This window comes from Pseudaquabacterium terrae (genome assembly GCF_013266755.1).
GTDB classification, from domain to species: Bacteria; Pseudomonadota; Gammaproteobacteria; order Burkholderiales; family Burkholderiaceae_C; genus Pseudaquabacterium; species Pseudaquabacterium terrae.
On record NZ_JABRWJ010000007.1, the window covers coordinates 435,077 to 450,958 of the forward strand.

Consider the following 15,882-nt stretch of genomic DNA (forward strand, 5'->3'; position numbering starts at 1 on the left):
CTTGGCATGGGGACTGCGTCAACGATTGTCAACAAAGGGTTGCGCGGCATGACCACGGGAGAGCCCTTGATTTGTTGTTTTCCCGCCTCGCTGCAACACCTGATTAGACAAGTGACTCTGCATTTCGCGCATCGGATGCGCGTCCCGCGCGCCAGAGGGCGCGGCGCAAGAGGGGAACGAGACCCGACTGTTACAGCCGCGGCACCGCCGCCAGCAGCGTCTTCGTGTAGTCGTGCTGCGGTCGATTCAGCACCTCCGCCGCACGCCCACGCTCGACGATGCGCCCGGCCTGCATCACCGCCATCTCGTCGGCGATGTACTCGACGACGCCGATGTTGTGCGTGATGAACAGGTACGAAACGCCGAGCTCGCGCTGCAGATCACGCAGCAAATTCAGTATTTGCGCTTGAACTGATACATCCAGCGCCGACGTCGGCTCGTCGCAGACGATCAGCTTGGGCTGCACCGCCAGCCCGCGGGCGATCGCGATGCGCTGGCGCTGGCCGCCGGAGAACTCGTGCGGGAAGCGCTCGAGCGCCTCCTGGCGCAGGCCAACCTGGTCGGCGATGCGCTTGATGCGCGTGCGCCGCTCCTCTGCGGCGATATCGGGCTGCAGCGCCTGCAGGCCCTCGTCCAGGATGTCGAACACCCGCATGCGCGGGTTCAGCGACGCGAACGGGTCCTGGAAGATGATCTGCACGTCGCGGCGCGCGCGGCGCAACGCCTCGCCCTGCAGCTCGAACAGGTTCTGCCCGTCCAGCCGCGCCTGGCCGCTGATGGTGGCGATGCGCCGCAGCAGCTGCACGATCGCCTTGCCGGTGGTCGTCTTGCCGCAGCCCGACTCTCCCACCAGCGCCAGCGTGCGCCCGGCCGGCACCTGGAACGAGACGCCGGCGACGGCGTCGAAATGCGCCCTGACCCGCTGCAGCAGGCCGCCGCGGATCGGAAAGCGCACGGTCAGGTCCTGCACGTCCAGCAGCGGTGCGCCGGCGGCCACCGTCGTCGTCGCCGGCACCTTGATCACCAGCGGCACGCGCTCGACCAGCCCTGGGCCGCCCGGCTCCAGCAGCAGGCAGCGCACCTGGCCACCGTGCAGCGGTGTCAGCTCCGGCGGCGTCGTGTGGCAGTAGTCCAGCGCATAGGGGCAGCGCGGCGCGAAGCGGCAGCCGTCGAACTGCATCGTCAGCGGCGGCACGGTGCCGGGGATCGCCGCCAGCGTTTCGCTGCGCCGGCCGGCATCGGGCAGCGCTTTCAGCAGTGCGCGGGCGTACGGATGCTGGGGCGCGGCGAAGAACTGGTCGGCCTCGGCGACCTCGATGATCTGGCCGGCGTACATCAGCGCGACACGGTGCGCCATGCCCTTGACGACCGCCAGGTCATGCGTGATCAGCAGCAGGCCCATGCCCTGCTCGCGCTGCAGGTCCTTCAGCAGGTCGAGGATCTGCTTCTGGATCGTCACGTCGAGCGCGGTGGTCGGCTCGTCGGCCACCAGGTAGTCGGGCTCCGAGGCCAGCGTCATCGCGATCATCACGCGCTGCTTCTGGCCGCCGCTCATGCGGAACGGGTAGTCGTCGATGCGGCGCTCGGGCTCGGGAATGCCGACGCGGCGCAGCCACTCGATGGCCTTCGCGCGGGCGGCATCGCCGCGCAGCGCGGTGTGGGCCTCGATCGCCTCGACGATCTGCTGGCCGACCTTCATCACCGGGTTCAGGCTGGTCGACGGCTCCTGGAAGATCATGCCGATGCGCCCGCCGCGCACGCCGCGCATCTGCGCCTCGGGCAGCTCGAGCACGTCGGTCTGGTCGATCATCACGCGGCCGCTGGTGACCTGGCCGTTGTCGGGCAACAGGCGCATCAGCGCCAGCGCGGTCATGCTCTTGCCGCAGCCGGACTCGCCGACGAGCGCAAAGGTCTCGCCGCGGCGGATCGCCAGCGCGAGACCGTCGATCGCGCGCACGATGCCGGATTCGGCGTCGAGCGCCACCTTGAGGTTGTCGATGGTCAACATGGTCAGGCGGGCTCGGGGGTTTTCTTGCGCAGCGCCAGGCGCGGCCGCAGCGCGCGCGAACGCGGATCGAAGGCGTCGCGCACGCCGTCGGCGAACAGGTTGGCCGCCAGCACCAGCGCGACCATGAAGCCGAACGCGGCGGCGAACGACCACCAGACGACAGGGTCGCCGCTCATCTCGTTGCGCGCCAGGTTGATCATGCCGCCGAAGCTGCTGGTCGACGGGTCGACGCCGACGCCGACGTAGGTCAGCACCGCCTCGTAGAGGATCAGGTCGCTGAAGTTCAGCACCGTCGTGATCAGCACCAGGTGCACCACGTTGGGCAGGATGTGGCGGCCCATGATGCGGGCATCGCCGACGCCGAAAGCCGTGGCGGCCTGCACGAAATCGAGCTCGCGCAGCTTCAGCGTCTCGGCCCGCACCAGGCGGCACAGCGTGGCCCAGCCGGTCAGCCCGAGGATCGCGCAGAGCATGAAGACCTTCAGGTCCGAGCGCTCGGCGCCGGTCTCGAACCATTCCGGATGCTTGTCGAGCCCGACCTGCACCATCAGCACGCAGGCGGCGATCAGCAGCACGCTGGGCACCGACGACAGCGTCGTGTACAGGTACTGCACGAGCTCGTCGACCCAACCCCGGAAGTAGCCGGCCAGGATGCCGAGCGTGACGGCGATCGGCAGCGTCGCCAGGGTCGACAGCGTGCCGATGACGAAGGCCGTGCGCACGCTCTTGATCGCCTGCACCAGCACGTCGTTGCCGGTGCGATCGGTGCCGAAGACGTGGTAGTGGCCCATCAGCGCGCCGACCGCACCGCCCAGCACGCAGATGACGGTCAAGGTCAGCAGCAGCGCGCGCAGCGGCAGGTGCGTGCGGTCCCGGCCCAAGTCACGCCAGGCCTGCAGCGTGCCGCCGTGGGAGCGCCGCAGCAGCCACGCGGTGCCCAGGCTGCACAGCAGCGCGACCGCCAGCCCGCCGATCGCGCCGCCGATGGCGCGACCGGTGACGTCGCCGCGCCAGTCGCGCGCCGGATCCAACAGGTGAGCGCCGCCGTGCTCGAGGCGCGGGTAGTCGCGCACCGGGTCGCCGTTGCGCATGAAGGTCTGCTTGATCGTCGCCAGGTAGGCCAGCGGCTGCGAGTAGGTGCTCTCGCGCATGCGGATCTGGCGCTCGAGCACCAGGTCGAGCAGCGATTCGGCGCGTGGGTCGTAGAACGACTTGTCGGCGGCCTGCCCCGCACTGGCCGCCAGCGCACGGCGGAAGTGCACGCTGTCGAGCGCGGTGACGCCGAGGAACAGCAGCAGCACCAGCGCGGAGCACAGCGCCGCCGGATCGCGCAGCACCTTCTCCCAGGTGGCGCGCAGGTGCGGCGCGCGCGTCACGCGAACGCCATAGCCGATCAGCGCCACGAACAGCGCCCACAGCGCGACGTCGGTCCACAGCAGGACGAACTTGAAATCCATGACAGCTTCCGGTCAGGCGAGTCGCACGCGCGGGTCGACCCAGGTGTAGGCGACGTCGAGCAGCACGTTGGTGGCGATGTAGAGCATCGAGCCGAGGAAGACCATCGAGCGCACGATCGCGAAGTCCTGGCCGCTGATGGCCTCGATCACGAAGGCGCCGAGCCCGGGGATGCCGAAGAAGCTCTCGAACACCAGGCTGCCGAGGAAGACGTACGGCAGGTACGAGCCGGCGCTGGTGATGATCGGGATCATCGCGTTGCGCAGCACGTGGCGGAACAGCACCACCTGCTCCGACAGGCCCTTGGCGCGCGCGGTGCGCACGTAGTCCTTGCCGATCTCCTCCAGGAACATCGCGCGATAGAGCCGCGCCTCGCCGCCCATGCGCGACAGCAGCGACAGGATGATCGGCAGCGCCAGGAAGCGCACCGCATCGAGCCCCGGCGCATAACCCGAGATCGGCACCAGCCGCAGCACGCGCGAGAACAGGAACTGGCCGACGATGATGTAGAACAGGCTCGAGATCGACAGCATCAGCACGCACAGCACGACGCCCCAGAAGTCGATGCGCGAATGCCGGAAGAACACCAGCATCAGCGAGAACGCGATGCTGACGATCAGCTGCAGGATGAACAGCGGCACCGCGAGCTGCAGGCTGACCCCCATGCGCGTGGCGACCTCGTGGCCGATGTCGACCGAGCGTGCCGAGTCGCTGCGGCCGAAGTCGAGCACCATCAGCGAGACCGAACGCTCCCACAGCACGGTGCGCGTGATCTTCGCGGCGCCCTCTTCCTGCTGATTCCAGTACAGCGGCCGGTCGTAGCCGCGCTCGCCCTTCCACTTGTCGATCTGCTCCTGCGTCACCCGCTTGCCGCCGATGTTCAGGCGCGCCATGTCGTCGGGCGTGTTGACGGTGAAGAACAGGAAGAAGGTCAGCAGGTTGACGCCGACCAGGATCAGGAAGCCGTAGCCGAGACGGCGCAGGATGTAGTTGGCCATGTCAGGTCAGGTCGTCGGCTCGGTGGCCGGCACGGCGGTGCCGCGCGCGGTCGCGGTCTCGCGCAGCTTGAAGCTGCGGCGGGCGATCCAGGCCAACGCCAGCGCGCCGATGGCCAGCAAAGCGAGCGGCCAGGCCACCGGCTTGTTCCACTCGGCCTGCTTCTGCGCGCGCGTGGCCGCGTCGATCCGGTAGTACTTGGCCATGTCGCGGATCATGATGCTCGGCTTGCCGTTGTGCACCCACTGCTGGAAGGCCAGGCCGCCCCACGGAAAGTAGCCGAAGCACCAGGGCGCGTCGTCCTGCAGCATCGTCACCATCTTGTCGATCACCGCCTGCTTCGGCGGCCCGTCGTCCAGCGTCTGCAGCTGCCGGTAGAGCTTGTCGTACTCGGGGTTGTCGTAGTTGGCGTAGTTGTCGCCCTGGCTCTTCGAGCGGCCGAGCGGGCCGTACAGCAGGAACAGGAAATTCTCGGCGTCGGGATAGTCGGCGAGCCAGCCGCCCCAGAAGATCTGGTGCTTGCCCTTGAGCGTCTTGTCCTGGTACTGGTTGAAGTCGGTGGCGCGGATCTCGAGCTGGATGCCGAGCTTGGCGAACTGCTTGACCATCCAGTCGTTCTCGCTCTTGAACTCCGGTGTGATCGCACGCTGGAAGTCGTAGTTCAGCACCAGCGGCTTGCCGGTGACCGCATCGCGGCCGTCGGGGTAGCCGGCCTCGGCGAGCAGCTTCTTCGCGTCCTCGATCGGCCGGCGCACCGAGCGGCCATCCTTGCGCAAATGGGTCACCGGGTTGTGGAACTCGCCCTGCCCGTCGCGCGAGCCGAACAGGCCCGGCGGAATCGGCCCGTGCGCAGCGACGCCGCCCTTGTGCTTGAAGATGCGGCCGTAGCCTTCTTCCCAGTCGATCGCGATGCCGATGGCCTGGCGCAGCTTGCGGTTCTTCAGCTGCTGCTGCGGCGTGTCGCCGCGGCCGATCACCGGGTCGAGCATGTTGAAGCCGAGGTACCAGTTGCTGATGTCGGTCATCAGCGGCAGCTTGAAGCCGCGCTGTTCGAACATGCGCTTGGTGTCGTCGGAGTCGTCGGCGTCGCTGCGCAGCATCACGCCCCACTCGGGCCGCTCGATCTCGGGCACGTCGAGGAAGCCCTGGCGGAACTTCTCCTTGCGCGGCACCCGCTCCTTCTCGATCGTCACGTACAGCTTGTCGATGAAGGGCATCGTCTTGCCGCAGTCGTCGAGCAGACCCGCCGCCTTGTCCTCGGGCATGCCCTCGCAGGGATAGGGCTCGCCGCGGAAGTTCGGATTGCGCTTGAGCACGTGGCGGCGGTCGCGGATGAACTCGGCCATCATGTAGGGGCCTGTGCCCACCGGCCACTGGTGCAGCGACAGGCCGTTCTCGCTCATGCCCGGCTGGGCATAGAAGGCATCGGCCTCCCACGGGATCGGCGCCAGGAAGGGCATCGCCATCCAGTAGCTCCACTGCGGATACTTGCCCTTGAGCCGGATGCGCCAGGTGTACTTGTCGGGCGCGGTGCTGCCGGCCAGCGGGTACTTGCGGAAATCGAGGAAGGGCTTGTCGCGCGCGTCCTCGGCCAGGCCCTTGGTCAGCTGGGCGTCCTCGCGCTTGATCAGCTCGACGTAGTCCTTCAGCCCGATCACGTAGTCGGCGAAGACCGCCAGCACCGGCGTCTCGACGCGCGTCGTCGCGTGGCGCTTGAGCGCATAGACGAAGTCCTCGGCCACCAGCTCGCGCGTGCCCTGGTGCTGGAAGTCCCAGGGCGAGAGCTTGTCGCCGAGCTCGCCCGGCTTCATCGCGTGATAGCGGTAAGCGCCCTTGTCGTCCTTCGCGAAGGCCGGATGCGGCGCATAGCGGATGCCGGGCTGGATCTTGACGTCGTAGATGCTCTCGGCGATGGCGTCGGCCGGTGCGTCGTCGGGCAGCGGCTTGCCGTCCTTGTCGACGTAGTGCGGGCGGGCGACCTCGGTGGCGGCCTTCGGCGTCAGCACATAGGGCCGCTTCAGGTAGTGGTAGCCGTAGGCCGGCTCGTAGACCTGGAAGGTGTAGGCCGACTCGGGGTTCGAGTACGACTGCGTCGGATCGAGCGATCGCGGCGAGCGTTCGTCGAACGAGTAGAACATCGTGTTCTCGCGTTCGGCACCGGCCCAGTACGGGCTGTTGTTGCAGCCGGCGGTGATCACCGCTGCCGCAGCGGACAGCACGAAGCCGAGTCGGCGAATGAGGGATGTTCCGCGCATGCGGCACTCCTGGTACGAGGGCCGGCCCGGAGCGTGTTCACTTCGTGCCGGCGGAAAAAACGTCGCCTCGAGAGTGACCGGCTTGTGGCCAGCCCGTTCGAGGCGGTGCGCGATTCTAGATGTCTATGCAAGCTGCATGCCTTGGGGTTTCCATCCAAGGCAGCTGCTGCGTCTCCCCGCAGGCGCGGGGGGATGCCGCAAGCGCGGCGGGGCTCTACCAGCCGATCAGCACGTCGCGGCCATCGACCAGCAGGTCGACTCGCGCGCCGATCGGCAGCGTCACCTTGGTCGGCACGTGGCCGAAGGGCAGGCCGGTGAGGACCGGCGTGCGGCACACGCTGCGCAGCTGCGCGATCACGTGCTTCATCGTGTAGCCGCGGTCGAGCGGCGACTTGCGGTAGTCGGTGAAGGCGCCGAGCAGCACCGCCTTCTGGGCAGCCAGCACGCCCGCCTGGTGCAGCTGCAGCAGCGTGCGCTCGATGCGGTACGGGTGCTCGTTGACGTCCTCGACGAACAGGATGCCGCCCTTGACCTTCGGCCAGTGCGGCGTGCCGAGCAAGGATTGCAACACCGCGAGGTTGCCGCCCCACAACACGCCGCGACCCTGCAGGCCGTCGAAGCCGGCCTCGGTGCGAAAACCCACCGCCTCCAGCGCCCCGCTCATCGCCTCGTCGAAGCAGTCGCGCGTCACCTCGTCGACGCCGCCGGCCTCGTCGGTGCGGCCGAAATCGTCGCAGGCCATCGGCCCGTGCCAGCTGCGCGCGCCGGTGTGCGCGAGCAGGCCCAGCTGCAAGGCAGTCAGGTCGCTGTAGCCGACCCAGCGCGTGCCCTGCTCGACGCTGTTGGCGATCAGCTTCCAGTCGATGCCGTCGAGCATGCGCGTCAAGCCATAACCGCCGCGGCAGGCCATGGCGATCGACGGCGCCGTGCGGGCGACGCGGTGCAGCGTGTCCAGCCGCGCCGCATCGTCGCCGGCGAAGCGCTGGTGGCGCGCACGCACGCTGGGATCGAGCGTCACGTCGTAGCCCAGCGCACCCAGGCGCTGCTTCGCCAGCTTCAGCGCCGGGGCGCGCAGTTCCACGCCCGCCGGGGCGAAGACGGTCATCGAGGTCATCGTGTGGGGTTCAGGTCGGTTTGGGATCGGGCTCGAGCGAGCCGAGCTCGGTCGCGTCGCCGGTGGGAATCGGATCGGCGGGCGCATCGTCCGCCCCGCTCGCTTCGCGCTCGGCGCGCTGCAGCGCGCGCCGTTCGGCGAAGAAACTGCGCAGCAGCCCCGCCGACGCATCGGCGAGCACGCCGCCGACGATCTCGGTGTGGTGGTTCAACTTCGCTTCGGCGAACAGGTCCAGCACCGAGCCGGCAGCACCGGTCTTCGGATCGAAGGCGCCGAAGACCACGCGCTTGAAGCGTGCATGCATCAGTGCCATCGCGCACATCGCGCAGGGCTCCAGCGTCACGTAGAGCTCGCACTCGGGCAGGCGGTAGTTCTCGAGCAGCTGCGCGGCGTGGCGCAGCGCGACGATCTCGGCATGCGCCGTCGGGTCGTGCGTGGTGATCGGCCGGTTGTAGCCGGTGGCGATGACCTGGCCGGCGCGCATGATCACCGCGCCCACCGGCACCTCGCCGGCCAGCTGCGCATTCAGCGCCTGGTCGAGCGCGATGCGCATCGCGTAGTCGTCGGCCGGGGTGGTCACTGCGTCGGCTCGGAAGCGCGCTGCTGCATGCCCTGCTCCAAGGCCCGCTGCACGTCCTGCTTGTACTTCTCCGGCAGTGCCTGCGCGCCACCGGCGCCGGAGGCCGCAGGCCCGGCCGTCGACTTGAGCGCCGCCGTCTGGTCCTTGCCGAGTTTCAGCATCACGAAGACGACCACCAGCAGCGCCACCACGCTGAAGACCATGCGCATCATCTCGGCACTCCTTCGATGTTCAGGCGGCCAGCGGCCAGCGCGCCAGCGGCACGTGCGTCGAGCGCCCGACCAGGCTGTGCATCAGCACGAACTCGCGCACCGTCCAGCCGATCGGCTCGACCGGCCGCGCCGGCACGCGCTGGTCGTCGTACATCAGCGTCAGGTGCGGGGTGTAGGCGCGGTGCGCTTCGAAGGGCAGCCCGGCGGCCCGCAGCCGCGCCACCAACGTGTCGTGCAAGGGCGCGACCGGCTCCGCATCGGCCAAGAGCACCAGCGGCCGGTTCGCCGGCCGCCGGTCGAAGCTGGCGATGCGGTCGAAGCGCAGCTCGAACGGCGCGCAGCTGATGTGATTCGCCGCCTCGGCCAGCTGCTGCGCCAGCCCGGCCGGCAGCTCGGCAAACGTGCCGACGAAAAGCAGCGTCAGGTGGCAACGCTCGGTCGGAATCGGCTTGCCCTTCAGCCCGAGCTCGCGCCGCAGCGACTGCGTCAGCGCATCGATGCGCTGCGCGGCCGCAGCGTCCGGATGGGCGGCGAAGAACAAGCGGTCCATCGGTGCTGAGCGGGCTCACTCCCACTCGATCGTCGCCGGCGGCTTCGACGACACGTCGTAGGTCACGCGGTTGATGCCGCGCACCTCGTTGATGATGCGGCTGGAGACCTTCTTGAGCAGACCGAACGGCAGCTCGGCCCAGTCGGCGGTCATGAAGTCGCTGGTCTGCACCGCGCGCAGCGCGACCACGTAGTCGTAGGTGCGGCCATCGCCCATCACGCCGACGCTCTTGACCGGCAGGAACACCGCGAAGGCCTGGCTGGTCAGCTCGTACCAGCTCTTGCCGCTGGCCGGGTCGATCGTCGCGCGCAGCTCCTCGATGAAGATCGCGTCGGCGCGGCGCAGCAGGTCGGCAAACTCGCGCTTGACCTCGCCGAGGATGCGCACGCCGAGGCCAGGGCCGGGGAACGGATGGCGATAGACCATGTCGTGCGGCAGCCCGAGCTCGACGCCGAGCTCGCGCACCTCGTCCTTGAACAGGTCGCGCAGCGGCTCCAGCAGTTTCAGCCCCAGAGTCTCCGGCAGGCCGCCGACGTTGTGGTGGCTCTTGATCGTCGTCGCCTTCTTGGTCTTGGCGCCGCCCGATTCGATGACGTCGGGGTAGATCGTGCCCTGCGCCAGCCACTTGGCACCGCCGCTGGAAGCGGCGCCTCCAGCGTCTTTCAGCTTCGCGGCCTCGGCCTGGAATACCTCGACGAACTCGCGGCCGATGATCTTGCGCTTGGCCTCGGGGTCGCTGATGCCGGCGAGCTGGCCGAGGAACTGCGCGCTGGCGTCGACGTGCACGACCTTCGCATGCAGCCGCCCGGCGAACATCTCCATCACCGCCTTGCCCTCGTCGAGCCGCAGCAGCCCGTGGTCGACGAAGACGCAGGTCAGCTGGTCGCCGATCGCGCGGTGGATCAGCGCCGCGGCGACGCTCGAATCGACGCCGCCGGACAGCCCGAGGATGACCTCCTCGCTGCCGACCTGCTCGCGGATGCGCTGCACCGCTTTCTCGACGTGGTCGCGCATGACCCAGTCGGCGCCGCAGCCGCAGATCTGCAGCACGAAGCGCTCGAGCAGCGCCCTGCCCTGCACCGTGTGCGTCACCTCGGGATGGAACTGCACGGCGTAATAACCCCGTGCTTCATCGGCCATGCCGGCGATCGGGCAGCTCGGTGTCGAGGCCATCAGCTTGAAGCCCGGCGGCAGCGCGGTGACCTTGTCGCCGTGGCTCATCCAGACCTTCAGCATGCCGTGACCCTCGGGCGTGCGGTGGTCCTCGATGCCGTCGAGCAGCCGGGTGTGGCCGTGCGCCCGCACCTCGGCATAACCGAACTCGCGGTGCGTCGAGGCCTCGACCTCGCCGCCCAGCTGCACCGTCATCGTGAACATGCCGTAGCAGATGCCGAGCACCGGCACGCCCGAGTCCCACACCGCCTGCGGCGCGCGCAGGTCATGCTCTTCGTAGGTGCTGGCGTGGCTGCCGGACAGGATGATGCCCTTGGGCTTGAACTCGCGGATGAAGGCGTCCGAGACGTCGTTCGGATGGATCTCGCAATAGACGTGGGCCTCGCGCACGCGGCGCGCGATCAGCTGCGTGACTTGCGAGCCGAAATCGAGGATCAGGATCTTGTCGTGTTGCATACGGAGGTGTTCACGCGGCGGCGGGATGCAGCGCGCGGTGGCGGCGGAAGTGGCGGATCGCGAGCGTCGTGCCCAGCAGCTGCAGCGCGGCGCAGAAGTAGAACGGCAGGCCCATCAGGAAGTCGCCGGCCGGGCGGTGCGAGACGATGCCCAGCAGCGCCGCGCCGACCACCGGCGCGACCACCGCCATCAGGCTGTTCAGCGAGGCGACCGAGCCCATCGTCTGGCCCTGCGTGCGGGCGTCGGCGGCATTCGACACCACGCTCTGCAAGGCGCTCGCCGCCGCGTAGCCCAGGATGTTCAGGAAGATCACCCCGTACATCATCCAGCCCTGCGTCGCGAGGCCCCAGCCCAGATAGGCGAGCGACGACGACACCAGCCCCATCACCGCCAGGCGCTGCGGCGAGAAGCGCGCCAGCAGGTGCTTCAGCAGCACGCCCTGCACCAGCGCCGTCATCAGGCCGACGGCGAACAGCGACCAGCCGTTTTCCGCCGGTCCCCAGCCGAACTTGAAGGACGTGTACAGCACCCAGGTGGTGTGCAGCGTGAACTGCGCCAGGCTCGCCAGGCCGATCACGACGACCAGCAGGCCGATGCCCTTGAGCTTCACCAGCCCGCTCAGCGCGCTGACCGGATTGGCGCGGCGCCACTCGAAGTTGCGGCGCTGCGTCGTCGGCAGCGACTCGGGCAGCACGAAGAAGCCGTAGATCCAGTTCAGCACCGCCATCACGCCGGCGGCGATGAAGGGCCAGCGCACGTCGATGCCGCCGAGCAGCCCGCCGATCACCGGCCCGAGGATGAAGCCGACGCCGAAGGCCGCGCCGAGCAGGCCGAAGCGGCGGGCGCGGTCCTCGGGCGCCGTGATGTCGGCGACGTAGGCATTGGCGACCGCGGCATTGGCCTGCATCGCGCCGCTGAAGAGCCGCACGACGATCAGCATCCACAGCGCGGTGGCGACCGCCGTGACGAAGAAGCTCAGCGCCAGGCCGGCGATGCCGATCAGCAGCACCGGGCGGCGGCCGAAGCGGTCCGACAGGCCGCCGAGGATCGGCGCGCCGAAGAAGTTGGCGACGCCGAACGAGAAGGTCACGGCGCCGAACCAGAACGCCTGTTCGGCAGGCGCCGCGGTAAACGTTCCCACCAAATGGGGCAGGACAGGAATGATCAACCCGATCGAGATCATGTCGATCAAGACCGTGACCATGATGAACGACATGGCCGGCTGACGCCGGCCATTCGCTGCCTCGATCTGCAGATCGGACACCGTCATTCCATGCGGTAGTTCGGCGCTTCCTTGGTGATCTGCACGTCGTGCACGTGGCTCTCGCGGATCCCCGACGACGTGATCTCGACGAACTGCGCCTTGGTCTGCATCTCGGCGATCGTCGTGCAGCCGCAGTAGTGCATCGAGGCGCGCAGGCCGCCGGCGAACTGGAAGATGATGCTGACGACCGAGCCCTTGTACGGCACCTGGCCTTCGATGCCCTCGGGCACCAGCTTGGTGGTGTTCGGGTTGCCGGCTGCGCTGTCCTGGAAGTAGCGGTCGGCCGAGCCCTGCTGCATCGCGCCGAGCGAGCCCATGCCGCGGTAGCTCTTGTAGCTGCGGCCCTGGTAGAGGATGGTCTCGCCGGGCGCTTCGTCGGTGCCGGCGAAAACGCCGCCCATCATCACCGTGTCGGCGCCGGCGGCGATCGCCTTGGCCAGGTCGCCGGAGAAGCGGATGCCGCCGTCGGCGATCATCGGCACGCCGGTGCCGGCGAGCGCCTTGGCGACCGAATCGATGGCCATGATCTGCGGCACGCCGACGCCCGTGACGATGCGCGTCGTGCAGATCGAACCGGGGCCGATGCCGACCTTCACCGCGTCGGCGCCGGCCTCGACGAGCGCCAGCGCGGCTTCGCCGGTGGCGATGTTGCCGCCGATCACGTCGACCTGCGGGAAGTTCTTCTTGACCCAGCGCACGCGCTCGATCACGCCAGCCGAGTGGCCGTGCGCGGTGTCGACGACCAGCGCATCGACACCGGCCTTGACCAGCAATTCGACGCGTTCCTCGGTGCCGTCGCCGACGCCCACCGCCGCGCCGACGCGCAGCTTGCCGTGCGCATCGCGCGCGGCGTTCGGGAAGCTGGTCTGCTTGGTGATGTCCTTGACGGTCATCAGCCCGCGCAGCTCGAAGGCATCGTTGACGACCAGCACGCGCTCGAGCTTGTGCTTGTGCATCAGCGCCTTGCCGTCTTCGATCGTCGCGCCCTCGGACACGACGATCAGCTTGTCGCGCGGCGTCATGATCTCGCGCACCGGCACGTCCAGCCGGGTTTCGAAGCGCAGGTCGCGGCCGGTGACGATGCCGACGACGCGGCCGTCCTCGAGCACCGGGAAGCCGGAGATGCCGTGCTGCCGGGACAGGTTGATCACGTCGCGCACCGGCACGCCCGGCGAGATCGTGATCGGGTCGCGCAGCACGCCCGATTCGTAGCGCTTGACGCGCGCCACCTCGGCGGCCTGCTGCTTGGCCGTGAGGTTCTTGTGCACGATGCCGATGCCGCCTTCCTGGGCGATGGCGATCGCCAGGCGGGCTTCGGTGACGGTGTCCATCGCGGCGGACACCAGCGGCAGGTTCAGACCGATCCGGCGCGTGAAGCGCGTCGCGAGGCTGGTGTCGCGCGGCAGGACCTGGGAGAAGGCGGGCACCAGCAACACATCGTCGAAGGTGAGCGCTTTGCCAAGAAGGCGCATGGGGAATGCTCCAAAAAGCGGATTATAGGGATGACCCTTGGCGCGGCGTGGCAGGGGTTCATCGCAACGCCTCGTAGCAGCCTCGAACCGACCGCGCCGGTACACTTCGGCGCTGACTGTTCGCTTGGGGATTGACGATGCAATGGGACCGTGCTTTGTGGATCGCGACCGCCGCCTTGATGGTCGCGCTGCCGGTTCACGCCCAGTGGAAATGGAAGGACGGCAAGGGCCAGGTGCACATCAGCGACCTGCCGCCGCCGCGCGAGGTCCCGGAGAAGGACGTGCTGCAGCGCCCGAGCGAAGTCAAGCGCGCCCCGGCAGCGCCGGCGGCCTCCGCACCGGCAGCCGCGTCGGCCGCGGTCGCGCAGGCCAAGCCGCGTCTCGACCCCGAGCTCGAAGCGCGCCGCGCGCGCGCCGAGCAGGAGCAGAAGGCGCAAGCCAAGGCCCTGGAAGACAAGAATGCCGCGATCCGCGCCGACAATTGCCAGCGCGCGAAGCAGAACCTCGCCACCCTGGACAGCGGCATTCGGATCACACGGGTCAACGACAAGGGCGAGCGCGAATTCCTCGACGACAAGGCGCGTGCCGAAGAAGTGCAACGCGTGCGCCAGGTGATCCAGTCGGAATGCCGCTGAGGTAACCGCCTCGGTTCAGCGCGGCGCACGCCGCACACCATCGCGCCGGTAACGCTGGCGCCGCGCCTCTTTCGGATCGACCTGCAGCGGCCGGTACAGCTCGATGCGGTCGCGCGCGCGCAGCAGCGCGCCGGGCTCGCAGCGATGGCCCCAGATGCCCGGCTGCAGCGCATCGAACAGCGCCGGCCCGAAGCGCTCGCGCCAGCCGCTGAGCTTCAGCGCATCGTCGACCGTCGCGCCCGCGGGCAGGCGCAGCGTCAGCTGTTCGAGCGCATGCGGACCGGCCGCGTAGACCAGCTCGACCTCGATGGTCTGGTCGGTCGCCCCGCCGATCGATTCACCGGGCGCCATACACCTGCTCGGCGCGGTGCACGAACGAATCGACGAAGGTGTTGGCGACGCGGTCGAACACGGGGCTCAGCACGACCTCGAGCGCGCCGCTGGCAAATGCATAACGCAGATCGAACTCGACGCGGCAGGCCGGCGCGCCGCTGGACGCGCCGATCGGCTTGAAGAGCCAGGTGCCGTCGAGCACCGAGAACGGTCCGTCGATCAGCTCGATCGTCACCGACTCGTTGCCCACATGCTGGTTGCGCGTCGTGAACGCATGGTGCAGGCCGGCGTAGGCCAGGTGCAGGCGGGCGGTCATGCCGGCCGCATCTTCCTCCAGCACCTCGGCGCGCTCGCACCACGGCAGGAAGGCCGGATAGGAGCGGCAATCGGTGACCAGCTCGTACATTTCCCGCGGTGAGTACCAGAGCAGGACGGACTTCCGGACGTGCTTCATACAATGCGAAATTCTAGGGGCCGCCTTGGGAACACCGAGGCGGCCCTCACTTCTTTCGCACATGTCCACCGCCCCTGCCCCGATCGCCGAAAACCGCCGCGCCCGCTTCGACTATCACCTCGAAGAGTTCTACGAGGCCGGCGTCGTGCTCGAGGGCTGGGAGATCAAGGCCATCCGCGCCGGCCAGGTGCAGCTGACCGACGGCTACGTGCTGGTCAAGGACGGCGAGCTGTTCCTGATCGGCTGCCGCATCAACGCGCTGCGTTCGGCGTCGACCCATGTGCATCCGGAAGCCGACCGCACGAAGAAGCTGCTGATGCACAAGGACGAGATCAAGCGCCTGGTCGGCAAGGTCGAGCAGAAGGGCTTCACGCTGGTGCCGGTGAACCTGCACTACAAGGGCGGCCGCGTGAAGGCCGACATCGCGCTGGCCAAGGGCAAGGCGCAGCACGACAAGCGCGAGACCGAGAAGAAGAAGGACTGGGAACGCGAGAAGGGCCGCCTGATGCGGCACAAGGTGTCGTCAGCGAAGGAATAGCCGGAACGCTACTTCACTTCGAGCGTACCGCCCGCGACTCCATCGGGCCGGAAGACCTGGAACTTGCTGTCGCCCTCGCGCTTCACCGTGAAGCACATCTCCTGGCCGCCGCGCATACCCTTCCAGGTGGTGCAATAGCCTTGCTCCCAGGGCCGCCAGTTGCCGCTGTCCGGCAGGGCGCCGATCAGCAGCTTCGCGCTGCCGTCGGCATTCATCGTCATGATCACGCGCGCGCCGTTCGGCGCCCGGCCGACGATCTCCTTGCCGACCCATTGCTCCTGGATCTCCTTGCCGGTGACCTCCTGGGCGTGTGCGGCCTGCCCGACTGCAACGAGCATCACTGCGGCCGTCGCGTTCCACTTCATCGCTGTTCTCCTTCATGGTCGG

16 protein-coding genes are annotated in these 15,882 nt (G+C 68.4%); 2 read left to right on the forward strand and 14 right to left on the reverse strand.

Features of this window, described 5'->3' with window-relative positions:
- Nucleotides 1-190: 190 nt before the first annotated feature.
- The 11 genes from HLB44_RS23995 to guaB all read right to left on the reverse strand — a co-directional run bounded on the left by HLB44_RS23995 (nt 191) and on the right by guaB (nt 13,535).
- Entirely contained in the window at nt 191-2,008 is a 1,818-nt protein-coding gene (locus tag HLB44_RS23995; protein ID WP_173128221.1) for an ABC transporter ATP-binding protein, read from the reverse strand.
- 2 nt (nt 2,009-2,010) lie between these two features.
- Nucleotides 2,011-3,465, reverse strand: coding sequence for an ABC transporter permease (locus HLB44_RS24000; RefSeq protein ID WP_173128224.1), 1,455 nt, complete (start codon nt 3,463-3,465; stop codon nt 2,011-2,013).
- A gap of 12 nt (nt 3,466-3,477) precedes the next feature.
- Complete coding sequence (locus HLB44_RS24005; protein WP_173128227.1) at nt 3,478-4,461, reverse strand: ABC transporter permease; 984 nt, start codon at nt 4,459-4,461, stop codon at nt 3,478-3,480.
- Nucleotides 4,462-4,467: 6 nt separating this feature from the next.
- Entirely contained in the window at nt 4,468-6,714 is a 2,247-nt protein-coding gene (locus HLB44_RS24010) for an ABC transporter substrate-binding protein (RefSeq protein WP_173128230.1), read from the reverse strand.
- A 214-nt stretch (nt 6,715-6,928) separates the two neighbouring features.
- Nucleotides 6,929-7,828, reverse strand: a complete 900-nt coding sequence (locus HLB44_RS24015; RefSeq protein WP_173128248.1) for an LD-carboxypeptidase — start codon at nt 7,826-7,828, stop codon at nt 6,929-6,931.
- Nucleotides 7,829-7,838: 10 nt separating this feature from the next.
- Nucleotides 7,839-8,381 (reverse strand): tRNA adenosine(34) deaminase TadA, encoded by a 543-nt coding sequence (tadA, locus tag HLB44_RS24020; protein WP_173128645.1) that lies wholly within the window; start codon nt 8,379-8,381, stop codon nt 7,839-7,841.
- A gap of 23 nt (nt 8,382-8,404) precedes the next feature.
- The gene (locus HLB44_RS24025; RefSeq protein ID WP_173128251.1) at nt 8,405-8,620 is read right to left on the reverse strand and encodes a hypothetical protein; all 216 of its coding nucleotides are present in this window, start codon (nt 8,618-8,620) and stop codon (nt 8,405-8,407) included.
- A 19-nt stretch (nt 8,621-8,639) separates the two neighbouring features.
- Nucleotides 8,640-9,170, reverse strand: a complete 531-nt coding sequence (gene thpR / locus HLB44_RS24030; RefSeq protein ID WP_173128254.1) for an RNA 2',3'-cyclic phosphodiesterase — start codon at nt 9,168-9,170, stop codon at nt 8,640-8,642.
- A gap of 15 nt (nt 9,171-9,185) precedes the next feature.
- Nucleotides 9,186-10,799 (reverse strand): glutamine-hydrolyzing GMP synthase, encoded by a 1,614-nt coding sequence (gene guaA, locus HLB44_RS24035; RefSeq protein ID WP_173128257.1) that lies wholly within the window; start codon nt 10,797-10,799, stop codon nt 9,186-9,188.
- A 10-nt stretch (nt 10,800-10,809) separates the two neighbouring features.
- Nucleotides 10,810-12,069 (reverse strand): MFS transporter, encoded by a 1,260-nt coding sequence (locus tag HLB44_RS24040; RefSeq protein ID WP_425500849.1) that lies wholly within the window; start codon nt 12,067-12,069, stop codon nt 10,810-10,812.
- On the reverse strand, nt 12,066-13,535 hold the full coding sequence (guaB, locus tag HLB44_RS24045) for an IMP dehydrogenase (protein ID WP_173128260.1): 1,470 nt from the start codon (nt 13,533-13,535) through the stop codon (nt 12,066-12,068). Before guaB ends, HLB44_RS24040 begins: the two co-directional genes overlap by 4 nt.
- Nucleotides 13,536-13,672: 137 nt before the next feature.
- Here guaB and HLB44_RS24050 point away from each other — a divergent pair, with 137 nt between their 5' ends.
- Nucleotides 13,673-14,170, forward strand: coding sequence for a DUF4124 domain-containing protein (locus HLB44_RS24050; RefSeq protein WP_173128263.1), 498 nt, complete (start codon nt 13,673-13,675; stop codon nt 14,168-14,170).
- A 15-nt stretch (nt 14,171-14,185) separates the two neighbouring features.
- Here the strand turns inward: HLB44_RS24050 and HLB44_RS24055 are convergent, their stop codons facing one another.
- Entirely contained in the window at nt 14,186-14,521 is a 336-nt protein-coding gene (locus HLB44_RS24055) for an RnfH family protein (protein WP_173128266.1), read from the reverse strand.
- Nucleotides 14,508-14,957 carry a type II toxin-antitoxin system RatA family toxin gene (locus tag HLB44_RS24060; protein WP_173128269.1) on the reverse strand — a complete coding sequence of 150 codons (450 nt, stop codon included), beginning with the start codon at nt 14,955-14,957 and terminating at the stop codon, nt 14,508-14,510. The genes HLB44_RS24055 and HLB44_RS24060 overlap by 14 nt, the downstream gene beginning before the upstream one ends.
- A 61-nt stretch (nt 14,958-15,018) precedes the next feature.
- Between HLB44_RS24060 and smpB the strand changes: the two genes are divergently transcribed.
- On the forward strand, nt 15,019-15,495 hold the full coding sequence (gene smpB / locus HLB44_RS24065; protein WP_173128285.1) for an SsrA-binding protein SmpB: 477 nt from the start codon (nt 15,019-15,021) through the stop codon (nt 15,493-15,495).
- An 8-nt stretch (nt 15,496-15,503) separates the two neighbouring features.
- On the opposite strand, the gene HLB44_RS24070 is transcribed toward smpB, so the two are convergent.
- The gene (locus HLB44_RS24070) at nt 15,504-15,860 is read right to left on the reverse strand and encodes a hypothetical protein (RefSeq protein ID WP_173128288.1); all 357 of its coding nucleotides are present in this window, start codon (nt 15,858-15,860) and stop codon (nt 15,504-15,506) included.
- Nucleotides 15,861-15,882: the final 22 nt, after the last annotated feature.